Annotated in this window: 13 protein-coding genes and 1 rRNA gene; 4 read left to right on the top strand and 10 right to left on the bottom strand. The window is 39.7% G+C overall.

From position 1 onward, the window contains the following. Window positions 1-52: 52 nt before the first annotated feature. A complete protein-coding gene (locus tag NBG71_RS10375) occupies window positions 53-1,447 on the bottom strand; it encodes a NarK family nitrate/nitrite MFS transporter (RefSeq protein WP_156733007.1) in 1,395 nt (464 codons plus the stop codon). Window positions 1,448-1,744: 297 nt separating this feature from the next. On the opposite strand from NBG71_RS10375, the gene narX reads away from it, so the two are divergent. Together narX and narL are read left to right on the top strand one after the other, a co-directional pair. After that, window positions 1,745-3,550 carry a nitrate/nitrite two-component system sensor histidine kinase NarX gene (gene narX, locus NBG71_RS10370; protein WP_075672931.1) on the top strand — a complete coding sequence of 602 codons (1,806 nt, stop codon included), beginning with the start codon at window positions 1,745-1,747 and terminating at the stop codon, window positions 3,548-3,550. 25 nt (window positions 3,551-3,575) lie between these two features. After that, window positions 3,576-4,229 carry a two-component system response regulator NarL gene (narL, locus tag NBG71_RS10365; protein ID WP_082239485.1) on the top strand — a complete coding sequence of 218 codons (654 nt, stop codon included), beginning with the start codon at window positions 3,576-3,578 and terminating at the stop codon, window positions 4,227-4,229. Here narL and NBG71_RS10360 read toward each other — a convergent pair. After that, window positions 4,226-5,128, bottom strand: coding sequence for a LysR family transcriptional regulator (locus NBG71_RS10360; RefSeq protein ID WP_075672930.1), 903 nt, complete (start codon window positions 5,126-5,128; stop codon window positions 4,226-4,228). The genes narL and NBG71_RS10360 overlap by 4 nt on opposite strands. A 110-nt stretch (window positions 5,129-5,238) precedes the next feature. Between NBG71_RS10360 and NBG71_RS10355 the strand changes: the two genes are divergently transcribed. Next, window positions 5,239-5,679, top strand: coding sequence for a PACE efflux transporter (locus tag NBG71_RS10355; RefSeq protein WP_088493886.1), 441 nt, complete (start codon window positions 5,239-5,241; stop codon window positions 5,677-5,679). A gap of 38 nt (window positions 5,680-5,717) precedes the next feature. Here the strand turns inward: NBG71_RS10355 and NBG71_RS10350 are convergent, their stop codons facing one another. From NBG71_RS10350 to NBG71_RS10320, 7 genes are all read right to left on the bottom strand, one after another. Further along, window positions 5,718-5,948 carry a hypothetical protein gene (locus NBG71_RS10350; protein ID WP_075672928.1) on the bottom strand — a complete coding sequence of 77 codons (231 nt, stop codon included), beginning with the start codon at window positions 5,946-5,948 and terminating at the stop codon, window positions 5,718-5,720. Window positions 5,949-6,051: 103 nt separating this feature from the next. Beyond that, window positions 6,052-6,849 (bottom strand): sulfite exporter TauE/SafE family protein, encoded by a 798-nt coding sequence (locus tag NBG71_RS10345; RefSeq protein ID WP_250916844.1) that lies wholly within the window; start codon window positions 6,847-6,849, stop codon window positions 6,052-6,054. A gap of 203 nt (window positions 6,850-7,052) precedes the next feature. After that, window positions 7,053-8,798, bottom strand: a complete 1,746-nt coding sequence (locus NBG71_RS10340; RefSeq protein ID WP_250916843.1) for an acetyl/propionyl/methylcrotonyl-CoA carboxylase subunit alpha — start codon at window positions 8,796-8,798, stop codon at window positions 7,053-7,055. A gap of 16 nt (window positions 8,799-8,814) precedes the next feature. After that, window positions 8,815-10,392 (bottom strand): 5-oxoprolinase subunit B/C family protein, encoded by a 1,578-nt coding sequence (locus tag NBG71_RS10335; protein WP_196563876.1) that lies wholly within the window; start codon window positions 10,390-10,392, stop codon window positions 8,815-8,817. A 14-nt stretch (window positions 10,393-10,406) separates the two neighbouring features. After that, the gene (locus NBG71_RS10330) at window positions 10,407-11,213 is read right to left on the bottom strand and encodes a putative hydro-lyase (protein WP_250916842.1); all 807 of its coding nucleotides are present in this window, start codon (window positions 11,211-11,213) and stop codon (window positions 10,407-10,409) included. Continuing rightward, window positions 11,210-12,001 (bottom strand): LamB/YcsF family protein, encoded by a 792-nt coding sequence (locus NBG71_RS10325; RefSeq protein ID WP_099660049.1) that lies wholly within the window; start codon window positions 11,999-12,001, stop codon window positions 11,210-11,212. Before NBG71_RS10325 ends, NBG71_RS10330 begins: the two co-directional genes overlap by 4 nt. A 13-nt stretch (window positions 12,002-12,014) precedes the next feature. After that, a complete protein-coding gene (locus NBG71_RS10320) occupies window positions 12,015-13,265 on the bottom strand; it encodes an NRAMP family divalent metal transporter (protein WP_075672923.1) in 1,251 nt (416 codons plus the stop codon). Window positions 13,266-13,733: 468 nt separating this feature from the next. Between NBG71_RS10320 and NBG71_RS10315 the strand changes: the two genes are divergently transcribed. After that, window positions 13,734-14,393: a GntR family transcriptional regulator gene (locus NBG71_RS10315; RefSeq protein ID WP_075672922.1), complete on the top strand. Its 660-nt coding sequence runs from the start codon at window positions 13,734-13,736 to the stop codon at window positions 14,391-14,393. Between the two features lie 131 nt (window positions 14,394-14,524). Here the strand turns inward: NBG71_RS10315 and rrf are convergent. Further along, window positions 14,525-14,600: ribosomal RNA gene (gene rrf, locus NBG71_RS18935) — 5S ribosomal RNA — on the bottom strand; the annotation flags it as partial.

Raw genomic sequence — 14,600 nt, 5'->3', positions numbered from 1 at the left:
CAGATACTCTCCCAATGCGCGCGAGCGCTCTCACATTGCGTATAATTCGTCATTATTGTTTATTGTGTTTACGTCCATAGACCAACCAAGTGATCAAGACGCAGGCGATATAAAATAGAACAAAGATTTTCATTGCACCGGCAGGAGAGCCAGTCATAGCCAGTGATGTACCGAAGGCTTTAGGAATAAAGAAGCCGCCAATTGCACCAATAGCAGAGATAAAACCAAGTGCGGCTGCACTTTCTGTTACTGCTTCTTTTTGAGCGACTTCGTCTGAAGCGCCTTGTGCTTTCATGCGATCAACCGTAATTTTTCTAAACACCACAGCAATCATTTGGAATGTAGAACCACTTCCTAAACCGGCGGTTAAAAACAGCACCATAAAGACACCGAAGAAGGCGATAAATGAGCCATCAGCACCATTTACAGGCAGTGTTAAGAAAAGCAGAGCAGAGAAAATTGCCATGATGATAAAGTTGATCAGAGTGACTCTAATACCACCAAATTTATCCGATAAAGCGCCACCTACAGGGCGAGCTAAAGCACCTAATAAAGGCCCAAAGAACGCATAATGTAGAATAACGATATCTGGGAATTGGGTTTTAGAAAGCATTGCAAAACCCGCGGAGAAACCAATAAATGAACCAAAAGAGCACAGATATAAAATACTTAACAACCAGAGGTGACCACGTTTTAAAACAGGTAATTGCTGGCTTAAAGAGGCTTTATTAGCCGCAAGGTCGTTCATGCCAAACCAAGCAGCACAGGTCAGAATAAGTAAGAAAGGAACCCAAACCCATGCAGCATTTTCTAGCCATAAACGTGAACCATCAGGCTGAATAACACCGGGGCCACTAAACATAGCAAATACGCCAACACCAATCACTAATGGCGCAACCAATTGCATAACACTGACACCCAGATTGCCTAATCCACCATTTAATCCTAAAGCACCACCTTGGCGTGCTTTAGGGAAGAAAAAGCTGATGTTTGCCATACTGGATGCAAAGTTTGCACCAGCAAAACCACATAGCAGTGAAATCACAATAAAGGTTGAATAAGATGTTGTGGTGTCTTGCACTGCAAAACCAAGCCAGATACAAGGAATGATGAGAAAGACGGTACTGATTGCTGTCCAGCGACGACCGCCAAAAATAGGAATAACAAAAGAATAAGGAACGCGTAAAATAGCACCAGAGACTGAAGGCAGTGCAGTCAGCATAAACAACTGATCTGTGGTAAAGTTAAAACCTACTTTGTTCAAATTTACTGCAACTGCACTAAAAAGCATCCATACACAGAACGATAAAAGTAAACAAGGAACAGAAATCCATAAATTGCGTGAAGCGATCTTTTGACCAGTCTTTTCCCAAAAAACTTTATCTTCAGGATGCCAATCTTCGATCACCCCTTTTCTCATTTTTTCTGGGTGTTGAGTGAGTGCCATAACAACCTCGATTAACGGTTAGATTGGCACCTTTTTACGATTAGAATTGTTAATTAGTCATGATCTGCATCAAGCAAAGATTTGTTTGATTTTTAAGCTGAAGTCGCTATTCACACCTAAGTATTAATAGGATTATACTTAATTTTTTATTTTAAATTAATAAGTTAAACTAAAAGCACTATAATTTAGAAGTGAAATTACCTCCATCAGATATTTAGGGGTAATACTTTAGTAGTATATGACATTTGATGTATTTTTAAGGCAATATAGCGCCAGAATAAATTTGGAAAAATAACGATGAGTACAAATAAAATCCAATGGCACTACCGTTTTTCAATTATTAATCAGATAGCGATATTAATGTTACTTTTCACTCTACTGGGTGTGGTGGGAATGGCGATTTCTAACCATATTATTTTGAGTGTACAAGGTAATGCTCATGCGATTAATAAATCTGGATCGCTACGGATGCAAAGCTATCGCTTGCTATCTGCTTTACCCTTAGATGAGCAACATCGTTATTATCTTCACGAGTTAGAAACCGACTTAGACAGTGGTGAATTACGTCAAGTCCTAAGCAATAAATCGCTACAATCACAATATGCTCAATTAAATACTTACTGGAAAGACACTTTAAAGCCAACTTTGCTTTATGCTCAACAACGCGATGAAGCCAAACAAGAAGTTGCCTTTTTTGTTTCACAGCTAGATAAATTAGTATTAAGCATCGATCAACTTACAGAGCAAAAAATCAGGCTGGTGGCTTATACTCAGCTTATTTTCACTGCACTTACACTGTTATTACTGTTTGGCTCTGTTTGGCATTTCCGTCGCCGTTTATTACATCCTTGGCAACAGCTTATGGCGATGGCTAATTCGATTGGTCATGGTAATTTTTCAGCGCGTTTCCACCAGCGTACACACCATGATGAAATTGCCACATTGGGTATTGCACTTAATACCATGTCAGAAGAGCTCTCTACGCTGTATAGCGAATTAGAAAAAAGAGTGGTTGAAAAAACACACGACTTACAACAGAAAAATAAAGTACTCTCTTATCTCTATCACTCTAGCCAACAATTACACTCTCCTGCGCCACTTTGTGCCCGATTAAGACAGATATTATTTGAGCTTCAACAAATCATTCCTGATACTTACTTACAGATACGTTTATATGAAGATAATCATCACACACTCTTTAATGAGATCAGTTTAGAACCTCAACCACGCCCTGAACATTGTCCAGATCTGCAATGTGAACGCTGTGATGAAACCGCTTCAGCCACCGTTCCACTACGTAGTGAACTATTGCATTGGGAACTAGCCGATCAAATCCATCGCTATGGATTATTTGTTATGCAATTACCTGAACATACCGCCCTGACGGACGAACAGAATAATTTAATGCTATTACTGACAAAACAGATCTCAGCAATGCTGGCAATGGAACAGCAAAACGAGCAACAACAACAGCTTTTGTTAATGGATGAGCGTTCGGCAATTGCACGCGAATTACATGACTCTATTGCTCAATCGCTTTCTTGTTTAAAAATGCAAGTTAGCTATTTGCAGATGCAGTCAGAAACCTTACCGGATAATTGCCAAAAGCTACTAAAAGAGATGCGAGAAGAGCTTAATGTCGCTTATCGCCAATTAAGAGAACTGTTAACCACATTTCGCTTAAAACTCACTGAGCCAGGATTGCTTGCTGCCCTGGAAAGTACGCTGACTGAATTTAATCAGCGCCTTGGTTTTTCTATTAATTTTGACTATCAATTACCCGCAAAATGTGTGAACTCGCACCAAAGTATTCACGTTGTTCAAATCGTCCGTGAAGCATTAAATAATATTTTGCAACATGCCAATGCCAATTGGGCTGAAGTCTCTTTATCTCTAAATAATGGCATGGTTGAACTAAAAATTAATGATAATGGTGAAGGAATTAGCCCTAATCCTGAAAAATTAAATCATTATGGCCTTATTATTATGCGTGAACGCGCAAATAGCTTAAATGGTTCTTATACTATAAAAGTACGCGAACAGGGCGGTACTCAAGTGTTTGTTAAATTTCCATTAATAACTACTCATAAAGACCCTGTCTAAATTGGAGCAAGTCGTAATGAATAATATGGGATCCCCCACAGAAAAAGCGACAATTTTACTCATTGATGATCACCCGATGCTACGCAATGGTGTAAAACAACTTTTAAGTCTTGATACAACACTAACTGTCGTTGGGGAAGCTGGAGATGGTATTCAAGGTGTGAAGCTAGCTGAAGAGTTAGATCCTGATTTAATTTTACTGGATCTGAATATGCCAGGAATGAATGGTTTTGAAACGCTCGATCAACTGCGATTAAAGTCGTTATCAGGTCGGATCGTTGTTTTTAGCGTATCAAATTATAGTGATGATTTAGTCACAGCGTTAAAACGTGGTGCAGATGGTTATCTTCTAAAAGATATGGAGCCTGAAGAATTACTGGCGGCTCTAAAACAGGCAGCTGCCGGAAAAATGGTCGTCAGCCCTGCGTTAACCCCTATTTTAGCCGAGTCCTTACGTGAAGATCGCTCTGAAGGTGAGCGTGATATTGAACAACTCACCCCGCGTGAGCGCGATATTTTGAAACTGATAGCGCAAGGGTTATCAAATAAAATGATCGCACGTAAGCTTGATATCACGGAAAGTACGGTCAAAGTGCATGTAAAACATCTACTAAAAAAAATGAAGCTAAAATCTCGTGTTGAAGTTGCTGTTTGGGTTCATCAACAACGAGTCGATTAATTAAAGTTAGGTACGATGGGCTGGTGGGTATTCATCAGCTCAACTAACTCTTTCGCGCCTTTCTGTAACGACTCCCCTTTTAGCCACATAGCATGAATAGGTAATCGTAATTCATTTTTCGTATTCTTAAATTGAAGCTGTTTTAATTTACCTTTTTGCAATTGAGTATAAATCAGCGAATACGGTAAATTACCCCATCCCATCCCTGCTTCAACCATACCTAATGCCATTTGAAAGCTATCTGTTTGCCAATAATTCGTCGCCACTAATGAGCGCTCATCTCTTAACTCTTTGGTGTGACTTGCGATCATAATTTGACGAACATTCACAAGATCCTCAATGAACACACTTGCAGGATGTGCTAATGCAATATGACTTGCAGAGATTGTTGCGACCAATGACTCAGAGCCAAGATATTGAAACTGCTCATCACCATTCACATACAAGCCCCCATAAACTAGGCTCAGTTGAATTTTATGTGAATGCAACATCTCAATAATGTCATCTTGTGCCGCGGTTATCACATTCACATTAAGTAACGGATAACGTTGCGTTAATTCAGATAACGCAGGTAATAAATAATCAGGATTAATATCAGCTGCAACACCAATATTTAAGACACTTTCGAGATCCATCGAAAGCTCTTGTGCATGCACTTGTAATAATTTTAATTGCTCTGCGATCATTCTGGCATGAGGTTCAAGTGCTTTGGCTTTTTCAGTTGGCTGAGGCTCTCGTGATGAACGCTCAAAAAGCGCATAACCTAATTCAGCTTCCATATTCGCAATTGCCATGCTGACTGCTGATGGAACGCGTTTTAATGAACGTGCAGCCGCAGAGAACGATCCCTTATCCATCACTGCTAAAAATATCGCAATATGTTCACTTGAGAACTGCATGTTCACTCCTGATGTTTCAGTCAAATTGATACTAGCTAACTTTTTCTATCATTATTACTGATTTATCTTACGATGCTTAACGACACAGATCCACAGAAAAAGAGAGCACAATGCAAGGTATCAAACGAAAAATTGTCTACGTGACAGCTTATGAAATTTTTGGCTGGGTTATTTCATCAGTCGGGCTTGCACTTTTGGCTGATAGCTCAACAGCAGTAACAGGCCCATTAGCGCTGGTGATCACAACAATCGCGGTGAGTTGGAATTTTATTTATAATTGCATATTTGAATTTTGGGAGAGTCGACAAGTTTCGAGAATTCGAACGTTTAGACGCCGTCTAGTACATGCAATTGGATTTCAGCTAACACTGGTGCTCTATTTAATTCCACTGATTGCATGGTGGCTTAATGTTTCATTGTGGCAAGCGTTAGTTATGGACTTTGCACTGATTATCATCATCCCTTGTTATACCTTCGTTTATAACTGGGTATTTGACAAAATTTTTGGCTTACCGAAATCTGCATTACCTGAGAATGCACCCGCTGCCTAAGCAACAAATTAAGTAAGAAGAGTGATCCCAATAACGGATCACTCTTTAACAGGATAGATATCTTCTAACGCAAATTGCTCAATGCCACCTTCTAACTCGCAACGACCTAATCCAATATTTTTGTCATCAGCCGTTGTTCTTCTTAACAATTTACCCGTCACTTGAGAAAGCGTTGAATCAATTTCAATCACACGGTAATACTCTTTCATATAGCTCTCTTCACCCAGCGCCATATAAACTAAAAACTCATCACCTGTTTTAATATTCATCTCGTTGTACTTACTCTTAGTAATTAATCTAATGATGATAGAATAAGTTTAGTCTAACTAAAGGTAGTAAGAGAAAGATTGACTCACTCGATATTACATTAAGTTAATTTATTAATTTCCAACTCATCATAATGATGCTGATCAGAATAAAAGACAGTGTTAAGTATTGGAAAAAACGCTCTGATAAATACACAAGTAAATAGCGGGCTAATGGGATGGAGAGTAATGAACCTGAGCAGAGAATAAGTGCTGTGTGAACATCGGTATAACCACCAGCGCTATAAGCAATAGCAGAGCCACCAGAAAGGATCGTGGTAATAAAAATAGAAGTACCGATTGCCTCTTTAATACCCATTTGGGCAAAACGCATCAATACCGGTAACACCACTAATCCTCCTCCAACACCTGTTGCACCAAGTACAAACCCTGCACTCATTCCTGGTACAAATAAGGAAGAAAAAGTCACTGTAGAAGGTGGTGGCAAAACAATTAGAGGATCTGAAATTGCTGACCTTCTTACCATTCGCTGTAAAAATAAGATCAATGAAAATACGATAGCAACGATCATTAAAATATTAATCGCTGATTCAACACGATCGTAATATTGAGGTTGTGATCCCAACCATGTCACACCATAACTCGCTAAAAATGTTGCTGGAAACATTATCCCTAAGATTAATAGTGCGGGTTTTAATGGAATATTACCTAACCGAAAATGAATATAAGAAGATGAGAGCTTCATTAGCATCGAGAGTAAATTTGCTGTTGCAACCGCAGCTAATGCATTCATACCAAAAAGATAAATAAGAACAGGTAATAAAATAACACCACCACCTACACCGGTCGTTGTAATAACTAACCCGATTGCAGCACCAATAAGTAGTTGTGTTACAAGCAACATCTTATTTCCTTTTTGGTTAAAATTTAACAAGCTTCGATTATAGGCAAAATAACTTATAACCAAAAGGAATTAGATATAACAAATAGGAATATAAATAAAGTTATTATAAAAAAGCCCCTTAATATGAAATTACCTCATATTAAAGGGCCGATATTAATGACGGGCATTACTCTTATTAATCAATAAGTTAATTTTAAACACACTTAATTTATTTCAGCTAAGACGGTTTCTGCTGAAAAATAGTCACCTGTTTTCGCTTTTTGCAGTAGTACTCCATCACAAGAAGCTACTACCTGCACTTCCATTTTCATCGCTTCCATAATGGCAATAACATCACCTTCTTTAACTTTGTCGCCATCAGCTAAGATCCAGCTATGTAATACACCAGAGATAGGTGCAGTGACTGCTTTTTCATTCTCTTCTTTCTCATTACTGGCATTAATTGCTGTTGGTATTACCGCAGAGAGCGACAGTAATTGAGCAGGTAAAGCGAGTTCATGACGACGGCCATCAATTTCAATAAAAGTACGAACAAGCTCTTCATTTTTTGCAGGTGTACTACGAGGGAAATGGGTATTTTTTGCCTGAAAATCTGTTTCAATCCAACGGGTATGCACTTTGAAATCTTTAGTAAAATCGGCATGCTCCATCATTTCACAATGGAAAGGCAATACACTAGCTACCCCTTCAATTTTAAATTCAGATAATGCTCGACGAGCTCGAGTAATGGCCTGTTCACGAGTTGCACCTGTCACTATCAACTTTGCCATCATAGAATCGAACTGGCGTGAGACCTGATTATTTTCAGTAACACCACTATCTACACGAACACCTGGGCCTGAAGGCTCAGAGAAATGCGTAATTAAACCCGGTGTAGGTAAAAAACCTTTCGCGGGATCTTCTGCATTGATCCTAAATTCAAAAGAGTGACCCCGAGGAACAGGCGTTTTATCAATACTTAGTGGCAAACCTTCAGCAATACGTAACTGCTCGATCACTAAATCGATACCCGCCGTTTCTTCTGTAACAGGATGCTCCACTTGTAAGCGTGTATTCACTTCTAAAAATGAGATAGTGCCATTTGCACTTAATAAAAACTCAACTGTACCTGCCCCCACATAACCTGCTTTAGCACAAATATCTTTAGCTGACTGGTGAATACGTTCACGTTGTTCGTCTGTCAAATAAGGTGCTGGCGCTTCTTCAATAAGCTTTTGATTACGTCGCTGTAACGAACAATCTCGTGTTCCGACAACAACAACATTGCCCAGTTTATCTGCGATAATTTGCGCTTCGATATGACGAGGTTTATCTAGGAATTGCTCAACATAACATTCACCTCGACCAAATGCAGTTACCGCTTCTCGTACAGCAGAATGGTAGAGCTCTTCAATTTCTTCCATTTTATGAGCGATCTTCAAACCTCGCCCACCCCCACCAAAAGCAGCTTTAATGGCAACAGGTAGACCATACTGTTTAGCAAAATCAATAACCTCTTCGGCATCATTAACGGGATCAGCCGTACCATTTACAAGAGGAGCACCAACAGATTGTGCAATTTTACGTGCTTTCACTTTGTCGCCAAGCACTTCAATCGTTTCTGGGTTAGGGCCGATCCAAATAAATCCTTCGTCTTGTACCGCTTTTGCAAAATCAGCTCGTTCAGAAAGAAAACCGTAACCGGGATGGATCATTGTGGCATTAGCTTTATGGGCAATATCAATGATTTTATTAATATCTAAATAGCTTTCTTTCGGCAAATTACCATTGAGTCCATAAGCTTCATCAGCAAGACGAACGTGTAGTGCATCAATATCATCATTAGCATAAATGGCAATTGAAGTTGCCCCATAGTCCTGACAAGCTCGAATAATACGAACTGCAATTTCACCTCGGTTTGCAATAAGTACTCTATGCTTCACTCGTTGTTTTTGGTTAATTGTTGTCATGAGTGGCATTCTCCTATCAATATTCTTGAAATTCGGTAATTGGATTAAAACGAATTTTAGCGTTAACAGGGATCTGCCCTGCGAGTGGTAAGTGATATTCAGCAACAGCGCCAATAACAGGATATCCTCCTGTTAATGGGTGATCGTTAAGAAACAAAACAGGTTGCCCATTAATCGGAACTTGTATTGCACCAATGCAAGTGCCTTCGCTCGATAGCTCTTGTTGTTGCTCTCGTACAAGGGGTGTTTCGCCCAATAAACGTAATCCAATACGGTTAGATTGTGGTGTCACTTGCCATAATTGAGAGGTTAATGTCTTTATAGCTTCAGTAGTAAACCAGTCAGTGCGGGGACCTAAAACAACATCAAGCGTAACAATATCACCTTGTTTTGGCAGTATTGATGTCGGCTGTTCATTAGTAAGAATACCGTTCGAGGTACTTTCATTATTTAAATGAAGTACATCACCTTCTTGCAAAGCATTAGGGCCAATTTGTGCCAAAGTATCAAATGCATAACTACCTAACACCTTTGGTAATTCAAACCCTCCTCTCACTGCAAGATAGCTACGTACACCGGTTTTTGGCATACCTAAAATAATTTCATCGCCACAGCGAACATCAATAGGTTGATAACCAGATAAGAATTCATTTTCACCCGACTCATGTTTTAGCGTAATGGAACAATCTGCCCCTGTTAAAGCGATCACACAATCTTGTCGTGCTTTAAGTGCTAATCCACCTTGGGTTATTTCAAGTGCAACAAAAGTTGTGGGATTACCCACTAAACGATTGGCCGCATGTAAAGCGGGTTTATCAAGTGCACCTGAAGCAGATACTCCCATTGATGCAGCACCAATACGCCCTTCATCTTGAAATAAAGTTTGTAACCCTGCTGAAATAACATATAGCCCTTTATCATTTAATGAGAGCGGGGAAGCGACTATGGCTTTTTTCTCCGGTAGTGAAACGGTTATCGGTGATTTTTGTGCATCAACAAAATGCACTTCATTTCCCGGTAATAAAAAAGCGGGTTGTTCACGTGAGAGATCCCACATCTTTATTTCTGTGGTACCAATAAGTTGCCAGCCACCAGGGCTTTGTTGCGGATAAACTCCACTAAACTCGCCCGCTAATCCGACCGACCCTGCGGGGATACGTGTACGAGGCGTTTTGCGACGAGGCACATAAAGCTGAGTTTCATCTGCAATCAAATAAGCAAAACCTGGAGCGAAACCAGTGAATGCAACTTGATAGGTTTGTTCTGTATGTCTACGGATCACTTCACTGGTAGCGATCCCTAATAATTCAGCGACCTCATTAAGATCCTCACCTTGATAATGAACAGGGATAGTTAATGATTGCGCTTGATGTGCTGATACCGCTTTGACTTCTAATTGTCGAAGTTGAAACACAAGTTCTTCAGCCGTGATTAGCCATGGCGTAAAGTGAATTAAGAGTGTTTTCGCCGCGGGTACAATGTCTTGAATAGCTGCAATATCCGCTTGTTTAACGGATTCATACAATGCGAGCGTCTCTTTTAAAGAGGAAAGCTCAACAAGTAAATGGGATAAGTTAACGGGTAAAAAGCGCAAAGTATCTTCCTCCCTTATACGTGATAAGCGGCATCAGGCACATCGGTAATAAACATATGCCCCGGAGCATGACTAAGTGCGAAAGGAACACCTGAACGCATCACTGCCGCTTGTGGAGTCACACCACAAGCCCAAAAGACGGGGATCTCGCCTTCTTCAATTCTCACGGGTGAGCCAAAATCTGGCGACATAATATCTTTAATGCCCAAAGCATCGGGCGAGCCAATATGTACGGGAGCACCATGTACAGAAGGGAAACGACCACTGATCATCACCGCATCAGCGACTCTGTCAGCAGGAATAGGACGCATTAAAACCACTAATTCACCTTCTAATCGCCCTGCTGGACGACACAAGCGATTCGTTTTATACATCGGTACATTGCAGTTATCTGTGATATGACGAATTTCAATCCCCGCTTCTAACATGGGCGTTTCGAAAGTAAAACTACAACCAATAAGAAACGTAACAAGATCGGGATGCTGTGCCCAAATTTCAGTAGCATCCTTAATTTCATCCGCTAATTTGCCATTTTCCCAAACACGGTAAAGAGGAATGTCAGTACGCAGATCAGCGTCTTTCGCAAGAACAGTACGATAACTACCTGATTCACAAACATCTAATATCGGACAACTTTTTGGGTTACGTTGAGCGTAGAGCAGAAAATCAAATGCCCAATCACGAGGTAAACTGATCATGTTAGCTTGAGTCATTCCTTTAGCCATACCTGCTGTTGGTATAGCTAAACCATTGCGAATAGCTAATCGAGCTTCTTGTGCTTTGACAATTGCATCCGCAGTCGCTTGCATTAAATGAGTCATTTTTGCACCTCATTTTTAAGTCGCAGAGGTGCAAAAGGTTTAATGCTAACACCATGATTAATTAAAATTTCTTTTACACTTTTAGCGAGAGCCACGGCATCCGGACTGTCACCATGAACACAAATAGAATCAGCTTCTATTGCAGTAAAAACGCCTTCTATTGATTCAACACCTCCTTCTTGCACAAGCCGTAACATGCGTTGAGCAACAAGTTCAGGATCATGTAAAACAGCGCCCTCTTTTTTACGAGAAACTAGGGTACCATCAGCATGATAGGCTCTGTCTGCAAAAGCTTCGGCTATTACTCGAAGACCATTTTCTTTCGCAAGTGTAATCAAGGGTGACCCCGCTAAAGCAACTAATGTCAGTTGGGGATCTACAGCAAGTATTGCCTCAATAACAGCAAGTGCTTGACGTTTATCATGAGCAATTGTGTTATAAAGCGCACCATGAGGCTTAACATAGGTCACACTCAAACCTACGGCTTTAGCCAATCCTTTCAAAGCACCTATTTGATAAATCACATCTGCGGTTAATTCATCACTGGCGATATCCATATTACGACGACCAAAACCGACTAAGTCAGGATAAGCAACGTGCGCACCTATCGCGACATTATGCTGTTTCGCCGCTTTTAATGTTTTTAAAATACCATCCGGTGAACCTGCATGAAAACCGCAAGCGATATTAGCGCTACTGACAATTTCAAGCACTGCATCATCATTGCCCATTTTCCACTGACCGAAGCTCTCACCTAAATCACTGTTTAAATCGACGGCTTTTATCATCATTATTGTTCTCTTAAGCAATGTTGAGGTAGTTGAAAATAGCACCCACGGACATAATGCCCATATACCAAGTCAGCGCACAGACTAAAATACCTGACCATAGCAACCATGCAGGATATTTATATCCATTCATGAGATCTTGGCGACGCCATGCAACAAAAATAAATAGTGTCATACCAATAGGTAAAATCAGGCCATTAAAACCACCGGCAAAGACTAATAATGCAGCCGGTGCTGTTCCCATAACCATATAAATAACAAGAGAAATAGTAATGAAAATAATGGTTGCGATATTACGTTGACGCTCAGTAACACCTTTTTTAAATACTGTAATAAATGACATTGAGGTATAAGCAGCACCAATTACACTCGTTAATGCAGCTGCCCATAAAATAAGACCGAAGATGCGTAATCCAGTTAAACCAGCTGCATGTTGAAATGCTTGAGATGCAGGGTTAGCCGCGTGACTAGAAATATCTAATGTTACGCCACTGGCAACTACGCCTAAAATAGCGAGGAACAGGATATAGCGCATTAATCCAACCACTAAAATTCCTTTGGTTGCAGCGCTTGATACAGCGTCAATGTTCTCAATACCCGTAGTTCCTTTATCGAGAAGACGGTGAGCACCGGCATAACAGATATAACCGCCCACAGTACCACCAACAATTGTAGTGATTGTTGCGAAGTTAATCGCATCAGGTAAAACCGTTTGTCTTAATGCTTCACCTATTGGAGGATTAGAGGCAAACATCACAAAAACAGTCAGTAAGATCATGACAATACCAAGAACGATAATCATACGATCAATAAAGTTACTGGCTTTGCGTGATGAGAAAATATAGATCGCAAGTAAAGCACTTAAGATCCCACCCCATTTAGGATCAAGACCCACCATTGCATTAAGCCCCAGACCAGCACCTGCAATGTTACCCACGTTAAACACTAAACCGCCAAAAATAACTAATACAGCAAGTAAGTAGCCACTACCAGGTATTGCTTTGTTAGCAATATCTGAAGCTCGCATATTGGTGACAGTGATCACTCGCCAAATACTTTGCTGAACAACATAGTCGATAATGATTGATGCCAAAATACCAAATGCAAATGCCGCCCCCATAGTGGCAGTAAAGGTTGCAGTTTGAGTAATAAAACCCGGACCAATAGCTGATGTCGCCATTAAAAAAATGGCAGCTATCAATGAAGAACGTCTATTTTTTATAAACGAACCTGATGTTATGTTTGCAGAATCTTGTGTAGCCATTAGCTACCCCCTTTATCATCATTATTTTAATTATTATTACTAAGGCAATTAGCGTGCCATTGTTGAGCATGAATACTTAATTGTTAATCACCTGATATTGGATTGTTGAACAATTAATAATAATAGATGAATAAATAAGCAAATAGATTTAAATATGGGATGATAAAAGTGCAGTGAAGATCGCATTTTTAACATTTTATTGACAATTACGCTTAATTAATAAGTCATAAATGTGCACCTAAATGAGGCATAAAAAGATTAGATGCACAAAAATAGTGCGCAAGTTTGAAGAAAGAATAAGTTTAATCACTAAAATATCGTGACAAAAAATTAAGTTTTTTTGATGGAAATAAACAGAAAGTCATACTCGATACAGTGAGAAGTACGACAGAGTGACACAATAGAGGTTATATATTACAAAACACACTGATAGAATAGGTGCTTCTATTAAGCTAATAGCAGAAGATAATGCAGAAAAAAACATCTCCACAAATTCTTTCTCAAAAAGTCGCAAATGTTATTCGGCAAAAAATCACTATTGGAGAATTACCTCCTGGTGAAAGATTATCAGAAACGGCATTAAGTGAAACGCTAGAGATATCGCGTAATACTTTAAGAGAGGTTTTTCGCGTTCTTACCCAAGAAGGGCTTTTAACTTATAAACCTAACCGTGGTGTTTTTGTTTCTGTACCTGATATGGCAAGTATCATGGATATTTATCGCGTAAGACGATTAATTGAATGTGATGCTCTGCGACATTCTTATCCTATGCATCCAGCTATTGTTAAAATGCAAGATAGTGTTGAACAAGCAAAAGTCTTTCAAGAACAACAAGATTGGAGCAGTGTAGGAACCTGTAATATGCACTTTCACACCGCAATTGTTGAGCTTTCAGATAGCCCTAGATTGTTTAAACAATACCAGCTTATTTTAGCGGAATTACGTTTAGCCTTCGGTTTATTAAACGATCCTCAATTACTACATGCACCGTATATTGAGAAAAATGAACAGATTTTGACACTTTTAATGGATGGAAAAGCCCAAGAAGCAGCAACAGCAATGGAGAACTATTTAGAAATATCAGAAAGAACAGTCCTTGCTGCATTTTCTCGTCATAATTTTTGCTAAAAGATCATAAAAAATGCCCTAATTTAGGGCATTTTTGTATTTGGAATTTAACATAGTATTTAATAAGCTATATAAAAACCCCAAACGCAAAAAAGCCAACCCATTGGGTTGGCTTTCTCGTCTTATTTAATGCCTGGCAGTTCCCTACTCTCACATGGGGAGGCCCCACACTACCATCGGCGCTACAACGTTTCACTTCTGAGTTCG

Origin of the sequence: Proteus sp. FZP2095 (genome assembly GCF_023701425.1) — a bacterium.
Classification (GTDB): Bacteria; Pseudomonadota; Gammaproteobacteria; order Enterobacterales; family Enterobacteriaceae; genus Proteus; species Proteus cibarius.
This window is presented reverse-complemented; position numbering and strand designations above follow the sequence as displayed.

Coding starts and splice junctions, on each gene's coding strand:
- NBG71_RS10360 (WP_075672930.1), bottom strand. CDS start 5,128: ATGCAGTTCTCAAGTGAACATATTGCGATATTTTTAGCAGTGATGGAT.
- NBG71_RS10320 (WP_075672923.1), bottom strand. CDS start 13,265: ATGGCTACACAAGATTCTGCAAACATAACATCAGGTTCGTTTATAAAA.
- narX (WP_075672931.1), top strand. CDS start 1,745: ATGAGTACAAATAAAATCCAATGGCACTACCGTTTTTCAATTATTAAT.
- NBG71_RS10325 (WP_099660049.1), bottom strand. CDS start 12,001: ATGATAAAAGCCGTCGATTTAAACAGTGATTTAGGTGAGAGCTTCGGT.
- narL (WP_082239485.1), top strand. CDS start 3,576: ATGGGATCCCCCACAGAAAAAGCGACAATTTTACTCATTGATGATCAC.
- NBG71_RS10375 (WP_156733007.1), bottom strand. CDS start 1,447: ATGGCACTCACTCAACACCCAGAAAAAATGAGAAAAGGGGTGATCGAA.
- NBG71_RS10355 (WP_088493886.1), top strand. CDS start 5,239: ATGCAAGGTATCAAACGAAAAATTGTCTACGTGACAGCTTATGAAATT.
- NBG71_RS10345 (WP_250916844.1), bottom strand. CDS start 6,849: ATGTTGCTTGTAACACAACTACTTATTGGTGCTGCAATCGGGTTAGTT.
- NBG71_RS10315 (WP_075672922.1), top strand. CDS start 13,734: ATGCAGAAAAAAACATCTCCACAAATTCTTTCTCAAAAAGTCGCAAAT.
- NBG71_RS10350 (WP_075672928.1), bottom strand. CDS start 5,948: ATGAATATTAAAACAGGTGATGAGTTTTTAGTTTATATGGCGCTGGGT.
- NBG71_RS10340 (WP_250916843.1), bottom strand. CDS start 8,798: ATGACAACAATTAACCAAAAACAACGAGTGAAGCATAGAGTACTTATT.
- NBG71_RS10330 (WP_250916842.1), bottom strand. CDS start 11,213: ATGACTCATTTAATGCAAGCGACTGCGGATGCAATTGTCAAAGCACAA.